Source organism: Pseudomonas sp. 28 E 9 (genome assembly GCF_900004785.1).
GTDB classification, from domain to species: Bacteria; Pseudomonadota; Gammaproteobacteria; order Pseudomonadales; family Pseudomonadaceae; genus Aquipseudomonas; species Aquipseudomonas orientalis_A.
This window is the reverse complement of the sequence record NZ_CVTK01000050.1, coordinates 107733-123078: the sequence shown is the minus strand read 5'-3', so window position 1 is coordinate 123078 and position 15346 is coordinate 107733. Positions and strand designations below refer to the sequence as shown.

The window sequence follows — 15346 nt, the reverse complement described above, 5'->3', positions numbered from 1 at the left end:
AAATCAATGTGGGAGGGTGCAAGCCCTGTCTGTAGGAGCGAGCTAGCTCGCGAAAACCGTCAACGATAACGCGTGTTTCCTGAATGAACGCGGTGCCTGTGAGTTTTTCGCGAGCAAGCTCGCTCCTACAGAGGGCGGCATCAGGGCAAGCCACCTCCCATACGATGATTACGTCAGGGACGTGGGGCGTAGGCGAATACGTCGGCGCGCATCTGGTGCGCATCCATCCCGGCGTCGACCAACGCATCCAGCGTGCCGTAGATCATCGCCGGTGATCCGCTGGCGTACACGTGCACGGCCTTGAGGTCGGTAATGTCTTCGCACACGGCTTCATGCAGCAAGCCGCAGCGCCCTTCCCAACCGCACAGGTCACTGACGACTTTGTGCAGGAACAGGTTGGGCAGTTGCCGCCATTGATCCCAGTGCTCGATCTCGTAGAAATCTTCCGGGCGACGCACGCCCCAATACAGGTGCACCGGGTGCTTGAAGCCGGAAGCCCGGCAATGCTCGATCAGGCTGTGCATCTGGGCCATGCCGGTGCCAGCGGCGATCAGCACCAGCGGTCCGTCCGGCAACTGGGCCAGGTGGGTGTCACCGAACGGCAGTTCAACCCGCGCCATCCGGTTGCGCTGTAGCTGGTCCAACAGGTTGCGTGCGCTGTCCTCGCGGGCCAGCACATGCAGTTCCAGCTCGCGGCCGCAGTGAGGTGCCGATGCCAGGGAAAACGCCGACTTCTCGCCGTTCTCACGCTCGATCATCAGGTACTGGCCGGCGTGGTAACGCACCGCCTTGCCAGCCGGCGCGCGCAGGCGCACGCGCCACACATCGCCGCCGACTTCCACGCATTCGCTCAACTGGCACGACAATTTGCGCACCGGCAATTCCCCCGGCGCCAGCACGCCATCCCACAACACAATGCAATCTTCCAACGGCTCGGCGATGCAGGTGTAGAACTCACCATGATCGCGCACTTCACCGCCCTGCTGCACACGGCCCTCCACCAACAACGCCGCACACACGTGGCATACGCCGTTGCGACACGCCTGCGGGCATTCGTAGCCCAGGCGGCGCGCGCCGTCGAGGATGCGTTCGCCGGGGTTCAGTTCCAGTACCGCGCCGGAAGGTTGCAGGGTTACACGCATCAATCTATTCCCAATTCTTTCCAGATTGCATCGACGCGAGCAGTCACGGCGTCATCCTTGACGATGACCCGGCCCCACTCGCGGGTGGTTTCACCCGGCCATTTGTGAGTGGCATCCAGGCCCATTTTCGATCCGAGCCCCGACACCGGCGAAGCGAAGTCGAGGTAATCGATCGGCGTGTTGTCGATCATCACCGTGTCGCGCTTGGGGTCCATGCGCGTGGTAATGGCCCAGATCACGTCGTTCCAGTCGCGGGCATTGATGTCGTCGTCGGTGACGATAACGAACTTGGTGTACATGAACTGTCGTAAAAACGACCACACACCCAGCATTACCCGCTTGGCATGGCCTGGGTACGACTTCTTCATGGTGACGATGGCCATGCGGTACGAGCAACCTTCCGGCGGCAGGTAGAAGTCGGTGATTTCCGGAAACTGCTTTTGCAGGATCGGCACGAACACCTCGTTCAACGCCACGCCAAGGATCGCCGGCTCATCCGGTGGCCGACCGGTGTAGGTGCTGTGGTAGATCGGTTTGATCCGATGGGTGATGCGCTCAACGGTGAACACCGGAAAGCTGTCGACTTCGTTGTAATAACCGGTGTGGTCGCCGTAAGGCCCTTCATCGGCCATTTCGCCGGGATGAATCACACCTTCCAGGATGATTTCGGCGGTGGCCGGCACTTGCAGATCGTTACCGCGGCACTTCACCAGCTCGGTGCGGTTACCACGCAGCAGGCCGGCGAAGGCGTATTCGGACAAGCTGTCCGGCACCGGCGTCACTGCGCCCAGAATGGTGGCAGGGTCGGCGCCCAGCGCCACAGAGACCGGAAATGGCTGGCCCGGGTGTTTTTCGCACCATTCGCGAAAATCCAGGGCGCCGCCACGGTGGCTCAGCCAACGCATGATCACCTTGTTGCGGCCGATCACTTGCTGGCGGTAGATGCCGAGGTTCTGGCGGTCCTTGTTCGGACCTTTGGTGACGGTCAGGCCCCAGGTGATCAGCGGGCCGACGTCGCCAGGCCAGCAGGTCTGCACGGGGAGCATGGCCAGGTCGACGTCATCGCCTTCGATGACCACTTCCTGGCACACCGCGTCCTTGACCACCTTGGGCGCCATGGCAATGATCTTGCGGAAGATCGGCAGCTTCGACCAGGCGTCCTTCAAACCTTTGGGCGGCTCGGGCTCCTTGAGGAAGGCCAGCAACTTGCCGATCTCGCGCAGCTCGCTGACCGCCTCGGCGCCCATGCCGAAGGCGACGCGCTCGGGAGTGCCGAACAGGTTGCCGAGCACCGGGATGTCGTAGCCGGTCGGGTTCTCGAACAACAGCGCCGGGCCCTTGTTACGCAAGGTACGGTCGCAAATCTCAGTCATTTCCAGTACCGGTGAAATCGGCATCTGGATACGTTTCAACTCTCCGCGCTGCTCAAGTTGCTGCACGAAATCCCGAAGATCCTTGAATTTCATTAACCATGCCACCCGTAAAATAGGCGTACATCCTACCTGCTCTCGAGGCGGCTGGCAGCTTAATTGGCCGTCAGCCCCCGTGACTGCAGCGAACTGAACAGCGGTTCCATAAAGGCCTGGATATGCCGCGCGCCCACTTCAGACAGGTGATTATCGTCGGTGTACAGCGCGCGCCCGTTGAGCTCGACCCGGCACAAGCCATCAGTGCCGCATAGCGAGGGCGCCGGGTCCAGCACCGCGACGCCGCTGTCGGCGGCCGCCAGCTCATCGAACAATTGGCTGATAAACGCCTGGCGCTTGAGATGCTTGGCTACGTCGAGACCTTCGCCGTCAAACGGTCGGTGCATCATTGCCAGGCGACTGAGGCGGTAAGGCACGATGATTTCCTGCAGCGGCACCTCCTTGACCAGCCAGACCTTGTGCCCCGCAGCGCGCAGCGCCTGGATGCGCTCGCGCATCCCCTGGGCAAAGCGTTGCTCAGCCACAGCCTGCACGTACTCGCCGGTGCTGGGGTCTTTGAGCGCATGCTCTTTGTCACCCGACATTTGCCCGTAGACATACAGGCTCCAGCGCGCCGCCAACACCACATCGCTGATTTTTTTCTCGGCCATCGCCTTCTCAACGCGATGGTTGAAATGCGCACACCGGGCAATGTTCTCAAGGCCATCCAAGGGGATGCAGCCGGCAAAGCTGGCTTCGATCACGCTGATATCATGGCGATCAGCGCCCTCTTTAAGCGCCGGAATCAACGCGGTGGCGTGACTGTCGCCCCACACCAGCGCCGAGACCGACTGACTTTTGGGACCGAAATGGCAGAACAACCGCTCATCGGGCGTGTCCTTGTCAGCCATGCACGCCATCAACTCCGGGCTCCACTTCTTTGCCTTCGCGAAAATCAACGCCTGCTCAGACAAGCGCGACGGCACACCGTCGAATTCACGGATCGCCAAGCCAGTAAAGCCCAGACCCAGGATGCCGACCACGGCTGAAGCAAGAATTGCCTTACGCGAGGCCAGCAAGCGTTTTTCCCGGAACGGCGTTTCCACGAAGCGCCAGGACAGGTAGCCCAGCACCAACGAGAGCAGCATCAAGCCGGCCAGTTCCAGGACGCTCAAGCCATCCACCGCGGCATAGCTGGCGTATACGAACACCGGCCAGTGCCACAGGTACCAGGAATAGGAAATCAGCCCGATACCAACCATCAGCCGCGTACTCAACAGGCGCCCGACCCAGGTGTATTGCTGCCCGTTGGCCCAGATCAACCCGACCACGCCCAGCACCGGCAATAGCGCGGCCGGACCGGGGAACGGGGTTTTCGCGTCGTAACCGAATACCGCGATCAGGATCAGTGCCATGGAGGCCAGGCTGACCCCCTGGGCCAGGGCAGGCGAAGCGCGCCATTGATATTTGGGCAGCACCGCCAGCATCGCACCGGCCAGTAATTCCCAGGCACGCAGGTGCAGCAGGAAGAAGGCTTTTTGCGGCTCGTGCTCAACCGCCCAGACGCTCATGCCAAACGAGCCCAGCAGCACCGCGAACAGCGCCAGGCGCCAGTGCTTCAGGCGAGCTGAAAGCAGCGTGAGCAACAGCGGGAAGAAAATGTAGAACTGCTCTTCTACCGCCAGCGACCAGGTGTGCAGCAGGGGCTTGATGTCAGAAGCTGCATCGAAGTAGCCATGCTGGCGCGAGAACAACAGGTTGGAGGTAAAGGTCACCTGATAGTGCGCAGACCGCCCCAACTCTTCGTAGTCCTTGGGCGCCAACAGAAACCAGCCCACCGCGAGCGTGGCCGCAATCATTACGAATAGCGCCGGCAGGATGCGCCGTGCGCGCCGAGCCCAGAAGTCGATGAAACTGAAGCGCCCGGCCTGACGCTCACGCCAAATAATGGACGTGATCAAAAAGCCGGAAATGACGAAGAAGACATCGACGCCAACGAAACCGCCGGTGAGGCCAGGAACGCCGAAGTGAAACAGCACGACTGCGAGGACAGCGATGGCACGCAGGCCGTCAATGTCCCTGCGGTAAGCAAGAGTGGTCATAAGAATTGTGGTCAGTCTGTGACGAAAGGAGTGAGCGTAGTCGCGGATACAATTTTTGTTACTTAACGGACACTTATGCCATAAAAAACGATGAATCTCGACGCAAAAAAAATGGCGCCCCGGGCGGGACGCCATTTTTCGGACCTGAAACGCCGTATTACTTGCGTTTCATCGACAGGAAGAACTCGTCGTTGGTCTTGGTGGTTTTCAGCTTGTCGATCAGGAACTCGATAGCGGCCACTTCGTCCATCGGGTGCAGCAGCTTGCGCAGGATCCACATGCGCTGCAGTTCGTCGTCGGCGGTCAGCAACTCTTCGCGGCGCGTGCCGGAGCGGTTGATGTTGATGGCCGGGAACACACGCTTTTCAGCGATACGACGGTCCAGGGGCAGTTCCATGTTGCCGGTACCCTTGAACTCTTCGTAGATCACTTCGTCCATCTTCGAGCCGGTTTCAACCAGCGCGGTGGCGATAATGGTCAGCGAACCGCCTTCTTCGATGTTGCGCGCGGCGCCGAAGAAACGCTTTGGCTTCTCCAGGGCGTGAGCATCGACACCACCGGTCAGTACCTTGCCGGAGCTCGGGATCACGGTGTTGTAGGCACGGGCCAGACGGGTAATGGAGTCGAGCAGGATCACCACGTCTTTCTTGTGCTCGACCAGGCGCTTGGCCTTCTCGATCACCATTTCGGCAACCTGTACGTGACGGGTTGGCGGCTCATCGAACGTCGAGGCAACCACTTCGCCGCGCACGGTGCGCTGCATTTCGGTCACTTCTTCCGGACGCTCATCGATCAACAGTACGATCAGGTGAACTTCAGGATTGTTACGCGCGATGTTCGCTGCAATGTTCTGCAGCATGATCGTTTTACCGGCTTTCGGCGGCGCGACGATCAGGCCACGCTGGCCCTTGCCGATCGGCGCGCACAGGTCGATCACGCGACCGGTCAAGTCTTCGGTGGAACCGTTGCCGGCCTCCATCTTCATGCGCACGGTCGGGAACAGCGGGGTCAGGTTCTCGAAGAGAATCTTGTTTTTCGCGTTCTCGGGACGATCGAAGTTGATCGTGTCGACCTTGAGCAGGGCGAAATAACGCTCGCCTTCCTTCGGCGGTCGGATCTTGCCAACGATGGTGTCGCCGGTGCGCAAGTTGAAGCGACGGATCTGGCTCGGCGAGACATAGATATCGTCTGGGCCGGCGAGATAGGAAGCGTCTGCAGAGCGGAGGAAGCCGAAGCCGTCCTGGAGAATCTCCAGCACGCCATCACCGGAGATTTCCTCGCCGCTTTTCGCGTGCTTCTTGAGCAGGGAGAAAATCACGTCCTGCTTGCGCGAACGGGCCATATTTTCTATGCCCATTTCTTCGGCCAGTTGGAGCAGGTCGGTAATCGGCTTTTGCTTGAGTTCAGTCAGATTCATATAGGAATGACGTAATCATTTATGGAGGGGGGAAATTAAGCTTTTGGCTTAATGAGGCCGCGCCGCAGAGAAGGCGACAGGATCGCGTACTAATCGAAAAGGAATGCGTCGGCGACGGCTTGCAGGGGGCAGTGGAGAAACCAGTGCGGGGCCGAATGTACCACCTGAATTTCGGAGCGTCTAGCCCTGTTTTACGAAAAAGCCCCGAGATTTTCGGGGCTTTTTTGGCGACGCTTAGATGTTGGCGTCGAGGAAAGCTTGCAGCTGGGACTTCGACAGCGCGCCCACTTTAGTGGCTTCGACGTTGCCGTTCTTGAACAGCATCAACGTTGGGATACCACGCACGCCATGCTTGGCAGGGGTTTCCTGGTTGTCGTCGATGTTCAGCTTGGCAATGGTCAGCTTGCCTTCGTAAGTGGTTGCAATGTCGTCCAGGACCGGAGCGATCATTTTGCAAGGGCCGCACCATTCAGCCCAGTAGTCAACCAGCACCGGGCCGGCAGCCTTGAGTACTTCGGCCTCAAAGGTCGCGTCGGTGACGTGCTTGATAAGATCGTTGCTCATGGATGTCTCCGGATTGTAAGCAAAAAAAACGTTGCCCATCATAGCCGCCCTTCCCCCGTTCAGGAAGCCGCCTCTGATTGAGTGTTGCTATGGCCGCGCATGACTTTGAATATCGCCCGCTCACGGCGAGACAGGTGTGACGAAGGCAATGCCCGTGCGCATCGCCGCATTACGTACATGTTCCTGCATGGTTTTCTGCGCTGCCGCACTGGTGCGCCGGGCGAGGGCGCGCAGGATCTTGCGATGTTCCTGCCAGGTTTCCATGGCGCGTTCCGGCCGGATGAACGGTAGTTTCTGGCTTTCCAGGAAGACCTCGGCGCTGGCGCTCAGGATACTCACCATCGCCTGGTTGCCGCTGGCCAGCAGGATGCGCCGATGAAACTCGAAGTCCAGCCGGGCGGCGCTTTCAAAGTCACCGGCCTTAAGCACCTTGCGCATTGCTTCGACATTGTCCTGGAGGCTGTCGAGTTCATCGGTGGTCAAGGTGACCGCCGCCAAACCGGCTGCGAACCCTTCAAGGGCGTAACGCAGCTGGAAGATATCCAGCGGCGTGGCCTGCGCCGCAAACGGCCAGGCGAGTTCGGACGGCGGCTGCGGCCCCTGCACGAACACGCCCTTGCCCGGCTGCACGCTGACCACACCCAGGGCGCTCAAGGACGATAACGCTTCGCGCAACGACGCCCGACTGACGCCCAGGCGCAGCGCCAGATCACGTTGAGAAGGTAATGCATCGCCCGGCCCGAAGCCCTGCTCCTTGATCAGTTTGCGGATGGCCTGCAGGGCCGCCTCCGGTACGGCTTGGGCGATGGAATTCATGGAAAACTCAAGGTTGCAGTCGATTGAGTGACTAGTTGTAAAGCTATTCACGTCTGCCGGCAAGCCACGCCCCAAAGGGGCTCGCGCGCCTTTCACGGCGCTCGAAAAGGGTGCGAAAAGCTCAACGACTGTTCAGACCAGTAAGACCATCTCATCTCAACGACTGCGTGCCTTACAGCCTCTTCCAAGAGGGCTGGCATGGGCTGTGCACTGAGCAAATTCAGAAAATTCCTTCGCCCTTCTCGGAGAGTTGCCATGACCAAGCGCTACAGCGCCCTGCTCACTGCCCTGTTTGCCAGCCTGATGCTGAGCCAGGCACCCGCCCAGGCCAACGGTCTGGACGATATCGTCGCCCGTGGCACCCTCAAGGTTGCTGTGCCGCAGGACTTCCCGCCGTTCGGTTCGGTAGGCCCCGACATGAAACCCCGCGGCCTGGACATCGACACCGCCAAGCTGTTGGCCGACCAACTCAAGGTCAAGCTGGAGTTGACCCCGGTCAACAGCACCAACCGCATCCCGTTCCTCACCACCGGCAAGGTGGACCTGGTGATCTCCAGCCTGGGCAAGAACACCGAGCGCGAAAAAGTCATCGACTTCTCCAGGGCCTACGCACCTTTCTACCTCGCCGTATTCGGCCCGCCTGACGCCGCCGTCAGCAGCACCGACGACCTCAAGGGCAAGACTATCAGCGTGACCCGTGGCGCCATCGAGGACATCGAGCTGACGGCTGTCGCGCCCAAGGAGGCGACCATCAAGCGTTTTGAAGACAACAACTCGACCATCGCCGCCTATCTGGCCGGCCAGGTCGACCTGATCGCCAGCGGCAACGTGGTGATGGTGGCGATCAGTGAACGCAATCCCAAGCGCGTACCTGCGCTGAAAGTGAAGCTCAAGGACTCGCCGGTGTACGTCGGCGTGAACAAGAACGAGCCGGCGTTGCTGGAGAAGGTCAACCAGATCCTGGTCGCGGCCAAGGCCGACGGCAGCCTTGAAAAGAACGCGCTGCAATGGCTCAAAGAGCCCTTGCCTGCCGACCTCTAAGCCGGAGTTGATCCATGGCGTATCAATTTGACTTTGTACCGGTGCTGGCCAACACCGACCTGCTGTTGCGCGGCGCGCTGTTCACCCTTGAGCTGACGGCAATCGGCGCCATCCTCGGCGTGGCCCTGGGCACGCTCGGCGCCGTCGTGCGGGCATGGAAAATCCAGCCGTTCGCCTGGTTTTTCGGGGTGTATGTCGAGTTGATCCGCAACACGCCGTTCCTGGTACAGCTGTTCTTCATTTTTTTCGGCCTGCCCTCCCTGGGGTTGAAGATCACGGAGTGGCAAGCCGCAGTGCTGGCGATGGTGATCAACCTGGGCGCCTATTCCACCGAGATCATCCGTGCCGGCATCCAGGCCGTCCCGAAAGGGCAGCTGGAAGCCGCCGCCGCACTGGCGATGACGCGTTTCGAAGCGTTCCGTCATGTGGTGCTGCTGCCGGCACTGGGCAAGGTGTGGCCGGCCCTGAGCAGCCAGATCATCATCGTGATGCTCGGCTCGGCGGTGTGTTCGCAGATTGCCACCGAAGAGCTGAGCTTTGCCGCCAACTTCATTCAATCGCGCAATTTCCGCGCCTTTGAAACCTATGCCCTGACCACCCTGGTGTACCTGTGCATGGCGTTGATGATTCGCCAACTGCTGAACTGGATCGGCCGCCGCTATGTGATGAGGAACAGTCGATGAGTGATTTTTCCTTCTGGGACATCGTGCGCAACCTGCTCACCGGCCTGCAATGGACGCTGTTGCTGTCGCTGGTGGCGTTCATCGGCGGGGGCCTGATCGGGTTGCTGGTGATGATCCTGCGCATCAGCAAAAAGGCATTCGCGCGCAATGTTGCGCGCACCTATATCGAGCTGTTCCAGGGCACGCCGCTGCTGATGCAGCTGTTTCTGGTGTTCTTCGGCGTTGCCCTGCTCGGTGTGGATATCTCGCCGTGGCTGGCGGCAGCCATCGCCCTGACTCTGTTTACCAGCGCCTACCTCGCCGAGATCTGGCGCGGCTGCGTTGATTCCATTGCCCACGGGCAGTGGGAGGCGTCGGCCAGCCTGGCGCTCAACCCCCTTGAACAACTGCGCTACGTGATCCTGCCCCAGGCCTTGCGTATTGCCGTGGCGCCGACCGTAGGGTTTTCGGTGCAGGTGGTCAAAGGCACCGCCGTGACCTCGATCATCGGCTTTACCGAGCTGACCAAGACCGGCGGCATGCTCGCCAACGCCACCTTCGAACCTTTCATGGTCTACGGCCTCGTGGCCCTCGGTTACTTCCTGCTCTGCTACCCCTTGTCCCTCAGTGCGCGCTACCTGGAAAGGAGACTGCATGCCTCTGCTTAGAATTTCTGCCCTGCATAAATATTACGGCGATCACCACGTGCTCAAGGGCATTGACCTGACCGTTGAAGAAGGCCAGGTGGTGGCGATCATCGGCCGCAGTGGCTCGGGTAAATCCACCCTGCTGCGTACCCTCAATGGCCTGGAGTCGATCAACGACGGCGTGATCGAAGTCGATGGCGAATACCTCGACGCCGCCCGCGCCGACCTGCGCAGCCTGCGGCAGAAGGTCGGCATGGTGTTTCAACAGTTCAACCTGTTTCCACATTTGACCGTGGGCGAGAACGTCATGCTCGCGCCGCAGGTGGTGCAGAAAGTGCCCAAGGCCAAGGCAGCGCAGTTGGCTAAACAGATGCTGGAACGCGTGGGTCTGGGGGAGAAGTTCGATGCCTTCCCCGACCGCCTGTCTGGCGGCCAGCAGCAACGTGTAGCAATTGCCCGCGCGCTGGCCATGTCGCCCAAGGTGCTGTTGTGCGACGAAATTACCTCGGCCCTGGACCCGGAACTGGTCAATGAAGTGCTCAGTGTGGTGCGCCAACTGGCCAAAGACGGCATGACGCTGATCATGGTGACCCACGAAATGCGCTTCGCCCGCGAAGTCGGTGACAAGCTGGTGTTCATGCACCAGGGCAAGGTGCATGAAGTGGGCGACCCCAAGGTCGTGTTTGCCAACCCGCAAACGCCCGAGCTCGCCAATTTCATCGGCTCCGTGGAACAGCCGGGCTGACCAGTTCAAAACTACCCTGCCCTTCCAACAGCGTCTGGCTGCGTACTTGCAAGACGTCGGCGGGCAGGTCGGTGTCGATGTCGACCTGGGCCGTCAAGCGCTGGCCTGTCACCAGTCCCCCTGCGGCACGGGCCACCAGGACTTGTCCGGGCAATAACTGCCCGCCCGCGCCGCCATCAGGCTGGCTCATCATCGCCCATTCGACGGGACGCCCATCCACCTGTGCATGCTTGAGGCTCAACCGCAGTCGGCCCTGCTGGCCGAAGCGGAACGTTTGCCCATTGGCGGCACCGATAAACCGCAACGCCATTGCCGATGGCTCGACACACAACACGTTGAGCTGCAGCGATCGCGTACCGAGCGTGACCGTAGCGCTTTCGGCCAGCGCCTCCCTGCGAATGACACCGTAATCAATACGCGGTTGGCTCAACGACAACCGGCAGTTTTCGGCCCGTGCCTCCTGGGCCAGCAACACCGTACAGAACAGCGCAGCGCCGATGCTTGCGAGCTTACCGACCATGGCACACCGCCGCAGTGGTTTCGAAGAACTTGTCATTGTCAGGCTGGCCTCCAGGTGAGATGTTCAGCAGGCAACTGGCAGAGTCCGGCAGTAAAACCTTCAGGTCCTGCAAGTCGTTCACGTCATTGAGAAAGATCGTGCCCTCGCCCACCACGCTGGTCAGAAAACGATCGCCCTTGCCGAACACCGCAGCTCCCTGGGGCAATGGCCGACCCTGATCATCCGTGGCGTTGACCAGCATACGGCGCACTTTCACCACATCGAATGCCACCGTGTTGACGGAACCGCGACCTGCGGCGAGCACCCGGGTGCCGTTCTTCAAATCAACGCGCTTTGGCAAGGACTGGGTTTGCACTTCGATGTGGCTGTTGGTGTAGGCAGGCAGGCCTGGAAGCACGGCCTGGCCGGTGAAATCGGTCCATACGGGGCCTTGCGGGGTGTCGATTTTGGCAGCACCAATGTCGCCTACCGACGCAATACCAAAGGTGTCCTGTACCGCGTAAGGCGAGAAGGTAATCCCACCTCCGTGAGCGACCACGCCACCTTGCAATTGCCCGTTATAAGTGGTGCCCAATGGGTCGCGACTGGCACCCAGACCGACTCGGGTGTAACGCGGCGTGAGATCTACCTGGCCGCGTACCGATTGCTCCCTCGCACTGAGGTCGCGCTCGACGCCCACCTCGTAATTCACATACTCGTTGACCCGCTCATTGAGCGCCGTACCGGCACGGGATTGCCCCCCACGGCGGCTGACATAGCTGCTCACGCGACGATCAACGCCCAAGGGCACGCTGACCTGCAACCGCAGGGACAAGTCATCCTCACGCACGGTGTCGCGCCGGTTCCTGTCCCGCGCAGCGTCACGGCGGGACTGGGTGCTGCCGACCTGGGAGTCGGCAATCAACGCAACATCGGCGTAGCGGAACGACTTGTTCCATGACGCGAATACGTGTTCGCTCGATTGCCCGTCGAATTGAGCGCCGCGGGTATAGCCCAGGGAGAACGCCCCCAGGGTGGGGTCGACCCATGTCACGCCCGCCGTGTATTGATTCTTGAATCGCGATTCCAGCACATCGGCCTTGAAGGGCCGGCCCGCCTCGACCACCTCGCGATAGCCCCGGGTCTGGCTGGTGGCGCTGAGGTTGAGATCGATGCCAGCGGAGACCGGGCTGCTCACGGATACGCTACTGCGTGAACCGGACACCGCATTACGGCTGTCGCGGGACAGGTTATGGCGCGCGCCCAGCGATACCCGCTGGAAAAACACACTGCTCAACGTGCCACCTGCCGACCAGTACTCGTCGCTGCTCAACAAGCCGAATCCGCCGGATGAATCACGTCCCAGGCCCCAGGTCCCGCTGGCCATGGCGACAATCGGCGAGGGCCCCTCACCATGGGTTTCTTCACGTATCTTGCCCAGGGAAAAATAATAACCAGGCGCCGCCGGCACGGCGCCGGCGAACGAAGCCGCCGGCACCACGAAGCTGCGTCGGGCTCCGCGCACGTCAATCACACTGACCTCAAGGTCGCTCGTACCATTGAGCAACGGCAAACCGGCCAGTCGGAAAGGCCCCTCGGGCACCAGCGTACTGTGGATCAACACACCGGACTGACGCACCTCGATGCGCGACTGACTCTGAGCCAGGCCTTCCACCACGGCATTATTGCTGCCCGCAGGCACGCGCGACTGGCCGTCGGGAGAAAACTGCACACCCGACAACTGGATGCCGCCAAACAATGGGTTGTTGCTGGAAAGCTGGCCGGCCTGGAACGTCGACTGCAATGCGGCGATATCCCGCTGCGCATAGGCATACAGGTGCTCATTGTGCGCCACGCCATTATCGGAGACATAGAGTTGACGACTGCGAACAATCCAATCGCCCAGGTTGAACCCCGCTTCGGTGTAGGCCGATACGAACCGGCTGTTCCCGCTGCGCGAATGGCTGTCGAAACCTTGCACGTCGTAGTTGAACAGCGCCGCCGCCCCGCCCCGGGCAAAGTCCCCGGCTTCCCACTGCGGTCCGCGCAATGATGAAGTGGGCACCACCAGCGACACCTCGTCGTTGCCCGGGCGCAGCCGCACCATGGTGGTGGGGAAGGCTCCCAGGAAGTCATGGCACGCCTGGTCGGCGGTGGCGCCCTTGCGCACGACCCCATCAGGCTTTACCAACCCGGCTTTTTCCAGCAACGCCGGGGTAAAGCACAATTGCCCATTGGCATCGAACTGCGCGTCCACCAACCCGAGCGGGTTGCCATTGACTTGCAATCCCACCACCTGGGTGCCCTCGCGAAAGCGCGCCGCCGTGCGAAAGTAGTCGGAGACTTTCGGGTCAATACCGTGCGTGGTCAATGCCGCCAGGTCAAAGCCCTCGCCCAACTCCAACGCCGGGACAACGCCAGGCAAACTCCAGAGTGTCGCGACCCCCACGAGCAGGGTGGGTCGGCGGGCCCGTAAAGATGTTCCAGTTCGGTGACTCGACAGGTTGGTCATGGGTTGATCAACCCCCATCGGCAGTGATCGGGGCCCGGTAGTTTTCTACCGAAAAGCCGTAGATCGTGGCCGGCTGAATCTCAATGCCGGTGAGTCCCTGCAGGGGGCCTTCAACCTTCACCGCCAGCGCTTCGCCCGGCAGGATGTAGGTGCGTGGCAACGTAGCCAGGGTTCCCTGTGGCAATAACCGGACCTGTGGTGCCATGCGCACCACATAAGCGCTGTCGTTGTGAACCGACAAGCGTTGCCCTGTGCTCCGCCACTTCAACAGTTCCCAGGGCGTGTGATGAACGGGCAGGCCCTGGGGATGCAGGATCAGCGGCAAGTTCTGCCGCAGGGTGATACCAATGGTCGCACCGCCCGCAGCACGCGCCTGGGGGATGCCTTCAAAAGTTACGCGCTTTAACCGCTGAGTCTTCAACGGTGCCTTCAAAGTGCTGATAAAGCGGACCAGTTGTGTCTCTCCCGCTTCCACCCGCGCAATAGGCGGCGTCACGATCAAGAGCGGTTCCATATCTTCAGGCACATTTTCTATTACCGAATGCAGTAATGCCGGCGCCGCGTCGGTATTCTTGATGTTTATAGTCGCTTCACCCTGTTCTTCGTTCAGCACAATGACCGTGGTTTCGGGCAACATGCCATCTGCCACCGCAACACCGACAACACAGAGCATCAACATTGCAAATAATAATCGCATATTTTTTAATACTGAACGACTGGACACACTGTGCTCCCCACAACCTTAAAGTTGACTGCTGATCGCCGGCTGCGCATAAAAAACAGTCGATCAGAAACATCAAGCCTCTTGATCGACTGTCGTTATGACGCTTAGATGTAACTCAACTCAAGTGTTGCGCGCCCATCCAGAGTAACGTCGCGGCTCAGGTCCAGGTCCTGGCCTTTATTGATAACCGCTCGCACAGTGATCGTCCCGGTCAACTGGGAGATCGCGGCAGGCGTGGGCGATGAACCACTGCGCCAGGAATATTGACTAGGCGATTGTGCAACCTTGCCATCACTGTTTTGCCAGGCGCCACCGCTGACTCGCATGATCGGAGACAGCGTTGCGCTCGTCGATCGCAGGTCCTTGAGGGTGACGGCAAAACCACCGGTCTTGCGACCGGCCACGGTGCCCAACCCAAAGTTGTGCGCCTCGGTGTAACCTCCGCCGAGTGCCGTGAGTATGCCCGTTACCTTGCTGCCGGCCTGCAGGTCGACAAACTTGAGACCGAACTGGGCCGGCGTATTGCCACAGCTGACGGTGATAGGCGTGGTTTTTTCGCCAAGCGCGTTGAACGCCGTCTGGGACAGTTGGCCGGAGGGAATATCGCCATAGTTGATAATGCCACCGCCGCTCATGCTGAGGTTGCAGGCGGCGGGCTTGATGACGCCCCTGACGATCAGTTCGGCGCTGGTGGCGGCATAGGCCCCCATGTTTGCCGCCATGCATGCAAGACCCAGGGTCAATCCAACAATTTTCTTCATATTAGACCTGTCACTTAAAGTTATCAGGTGCTTTTCTGTTTTCGTCTTGGCGGCTCCATCGCCAAACGCTTTATCTTCCCGGACACCCACAACGACACATAAATAACACCAAGGCAAAATTGCCGGATGACAGTGTGTCGCTTTGGCGCTGAATTAAAGAATCGGATAAAACTACGGCCACTGTAAGAACAGTAAAAATTTCAGGCTACCTAATAACAACTTAAAGGTAGGCCAAGACAAATTAATCACTGGAATAACCAAACGCACTCTGTAGGAATAATCAAAAACCGGCTTGACTACAACCAGAG

At 60.1% G+C, this 15346-nt stretch carries 14 protein-coding genes; 4 read left to right on the top strand and 10 right to left on the bottom strand.

Translation table 11 applies throughout. The features are described from left to right. Positions 1-173: 173 nt before the first annotated feature. The 6 genes from BFQ00_RS16770 to BFQ00_RS16745 form a co-directional block, all read right to left on the bottom strand. On the bottom strand, positions 174-1142 hold the full coding sequence (locus tag BFQ00_RS16770) for a CDP-6-deoxy-delta-3,4-glucoseen reductase (RefSeq protein WP_065887013.1): 969 nt from the start codon (positions 1140-1142) through the stop codon (positions 174-176). Then, complete coding sequence (ubiD, locus tag BFQ00_RS16765) at positions 1142-2608, bottom strand: 4-hydroxy-3-polyprenylbenzoate decarboxylase (RefSeq protein ID WP_065887012.1); 1467 nt, start codon at positions 2606-2608, stop codon at positions 1142-1144. The genes BFQ00_RS16770 and ubiD overlap by 1 nt, the downstream gene beginning before the upstream one ends. A 59-nt stretch (positions 2609-2667) precedes the next feature. Next, positions 2668-4650, bottom strand: a complete 1983-nt coding sequence (locus BFQ00_RS16760; RefSeq protein WP_065934155.1) for an acyltransferase family protein — start codon at positions 4648-4650, stop codon at positions 2668-2670. 157 nt (positions 4651-4807) lie between these two features. Beyond that, on the bottom strand, positions 4808-6067 hold the full coding sequence (gene rho / locus BFQ00_RS16755; RefSeq protein WP_003176825.1) for a transcription termination factor Rho: 1260 nt from the start codon (positions 6065-6067) through the stop codon (positions 4808-4810). A gap of 234 nt (positions 6068-6301) precedes the next feature. Then, the gene (gene trxA / locus BFQ00_RS16750) at positions 6302-6631 is read right to left on the bottom strand and encodes a thioredoxin TrxA (protein WP_015886460.1); all 330 of its coding nucleotides are present in this window, start codon (positions 6629-6631) and stop codon (positions 6302-6304) included. A 120-nt stretch (positions 6632-6751) separates the two neighbouring features. Then, positions 6752-7447, bottom strand: a complete 696-nt coding sequence (locus tag BFQ00_RS16745; RefSeq protein ID WP_065934154.1) for a FadR/GntR family transcriptional regulator — start codon at positions 7445-7447, stop codon at positions 6752-6754. 255 nt (positions 7448-7702) lie between these two features. On the opposite strand from BFQ00_RS16745, the gene BFQ00_RS16740 reads away from it, so the two are divergent. The 4 genes from BFQ00_RS16740 to BFQ00_RS16725 are packed head-to-tail and all read left to right on the top strand — an operon-like array spanning position 7703 to position 10542. After that, positions 7703-8488, top strand: a complete 786-nt coding sequence (locus BFQ00_RS16740) for a transporter substrate-binding domain-containing protein (RefSeq protein ID WP_065934153.1) — start codon at positions 7703-7705, stop codon at positions 8486-8488. Positions 8489-8502: 14 nt separating this feature from the next. After that, entirely contained in the window at positions 8503-9171 is a 669-nt protein-coding gene (locus BFQ00_RS16735) for an amino acid ABC transporter permease (RefSeq protein WP_065898114.1), read from the top strand. Further along, positions 9168-9818, top strand: coding sequence for an amino acid ABC transporter permease (locus tag BFQ00_RS16730; protein ID WP_065887007.1), 651 nt, complete (start codon positions 9168-9170; stop codon positions 9816-9818). Before BFQ00_RS16735 ends, BFQ00_RS16730 begins: the two co-directional genes overlap by 4 nt. Next, positions 9805-10542: an amino acid ABC transporter ATP-binding protein gene (locus BFQ00_RS16725; RefSeq protein ID WP_065887006.1), complete on the top strand. Its 738-nt coding sequence runs from the start codon at positions 9805-9807 to the stop codon at positions 10540-10542. The genes BFQ00_RS16730 and BFQ00_RS16725 overlap by 14 nt, the downstream gene beginning before the upstream one ends. On the opposite strand, the gene BFQ00_RS16720 is transcribed toward BFQ00_RS16725, so the two are convergent. From BFQ00_RS16720 to BFQ00_RS16705, 4 genes are all read right to left on the bottom strand, one after another. Continuing rightward, the gene (locus BFQ00_RS16720) at positions 10514-11062 is read right to left on the bottom strand and encodes a hypothetical protein (RefSeq protein ID WP_065934152.1); all 549 of its coding nucleotides are present in this window, start codon (positions 11060-11062) and stop codon (positions 10514-10516) included. The genes BFQ00_RS16725 and BFQ00_RS16720 overlap by 29 nt on opposite strands. Continuing rightward, positions 11052-13553, bottom strand: a complete 2502-nt coding sequence (locus BFQ00_RS16715) for a fimbria/pilus outer membrane usher protein (RefSeq protein ID WP_065934151.1) — start codon at positions 13551-13553, stop codon at positions 11052-11054. Before BFQ00_RS16715 ends, BFQ00_RS16720 begins: the two co-directional genes overlap by 11 nt. A gap of 7 nt (positions 13554-13560) precedes the next feature. Then, positions 13561-14250, bottom strand: coding sequence for a fimbria/pilus chaperone family protein (locus BFQ00_RS16710; RefSeq protein ID WP_083203321.1), 690 nt, complete (start codon positions 14248-14250; stop codon positions 13561-13563). Positions 14251-14381: 131 nt separating this feature from the next. After that, on the bottom strand, positions 14382-15038 hold the full coding sequence (locus tag BFQ00_RS16705) for a DUF1120 domain-containing protein (protein WP_065887002.1): 657 nt from the start codon (positions 15036-15038) through the stop codon (positions 14382-14384). Positions 15039-15346 lie beyond the last annotated feature (308 nt).

What these genes read in the sequence shown, in the direction of transcription:
- trxA (WP_015886460.1), bottom strand. Translation starts at nt 6,631, where the DNA reads ATGAGCAACGATCTTATCAAGCACGTCACCGACGCGACCTTTGAGGCC.
- rho (WP_003176825.1), bottom strand. Translation starts at nt 6,067, where the DNA reads ATGAATCTGACTGAACTCAAGCAAAAGCCGATTACCGACCTGCTCCAA.
- BFQ00_RS16735 (WP_065898114.1), top strand. Translation starts at nt 8,503, where the DNA reads ATGGCGTATCAATTTGACTTTGTACCGGTGCTGGCCAACACCGACCTG.
- BFQ00_RS16705 (WP_065887002.1), bottom strand. Translation starts at nt 15,038, where the DNA reads ATGAAGAAAATTGTTGGATTGACCCTGGGTCTTGCATGCATGGCGGCA.
- BFQ00_RS16725 (WP_065887006.1), top strand. Translation starts at nt 9,805, where the DNA reads ATGCCTCTGCTTAGAATTTCTGCCCTGCATAAATATTACGGCGATCAC.
- BFQ00_RS16710 (WP_083203321.1), bottom strand. Translation starts at nt 14,250, where the DNA reads ATGCGATTATTATTTGCAATGTTGATGCTCTGTGTTGTCGGTGTTGCG.
- ubiD (WP_065887012.1), bottom strand. Translation starts at nt 2,608, where the DNA reads ATGAAATTCAAGGATCTTCGGGATTTCGTGCAGCAACTTGAGCAGCGC.
- BFQ00_RS16720 (WP_065934152.1), bottom strand. Translation starts at nt 11,062, where the DNA reads ATGGTCGGTAAGCTCGCAAGCATCGGCGCTGCGCTGTTCTGTACGGTG.
- BFQ00_RS16730 (WP_065887007.1), top strand. Translation starts at nt 9,168, where the DNA reads ATGAGTGATTTTTCCTTCTGGGACATCGTGCGCAACCTGCTCACCGGC.
- BFQ00_RS16745 (WP_065934154.1), bottom strand. Translation starts at nt 7,447, where the DNA reads ATGAATTCCATCGCCCAAGCCGTACCGGAGGCGGCCCTGCAGGCCATC.
- BFQ00_RS16715 (WP_065934151.1), bottom strand. Translation starts at nt 13,553, where the DNA reads ATGACCAACCTGTCGAGTCACCGAACTGGAACATCTTTACGGGCCCGC.
- BFQ00_RS16740 (WP_065934153.1), top strand. Translation starts at nt 7,703, where the DNA reads ATGACCAAGCGCTACAGCGCCCTGCTCACTGCCCTGTTTGCCAGCCTG.
- BFQ00_RS16760 (WP_065934155.1), bottom strand. Translation starts at nt 4,650, where the DNA reads ATGACCACTCTTGCTTACCGCAGGGACATTGACGGCCTGCGTGCCATC.
- BFQ00_RS16770 (WP_065887013.1), bottom strand. Translation starts at nt 1,142, where the DNA reads ATGCGTGTAACCCTGCAACCTTCCGGCGCGGTACTGGAACTGAACCCC.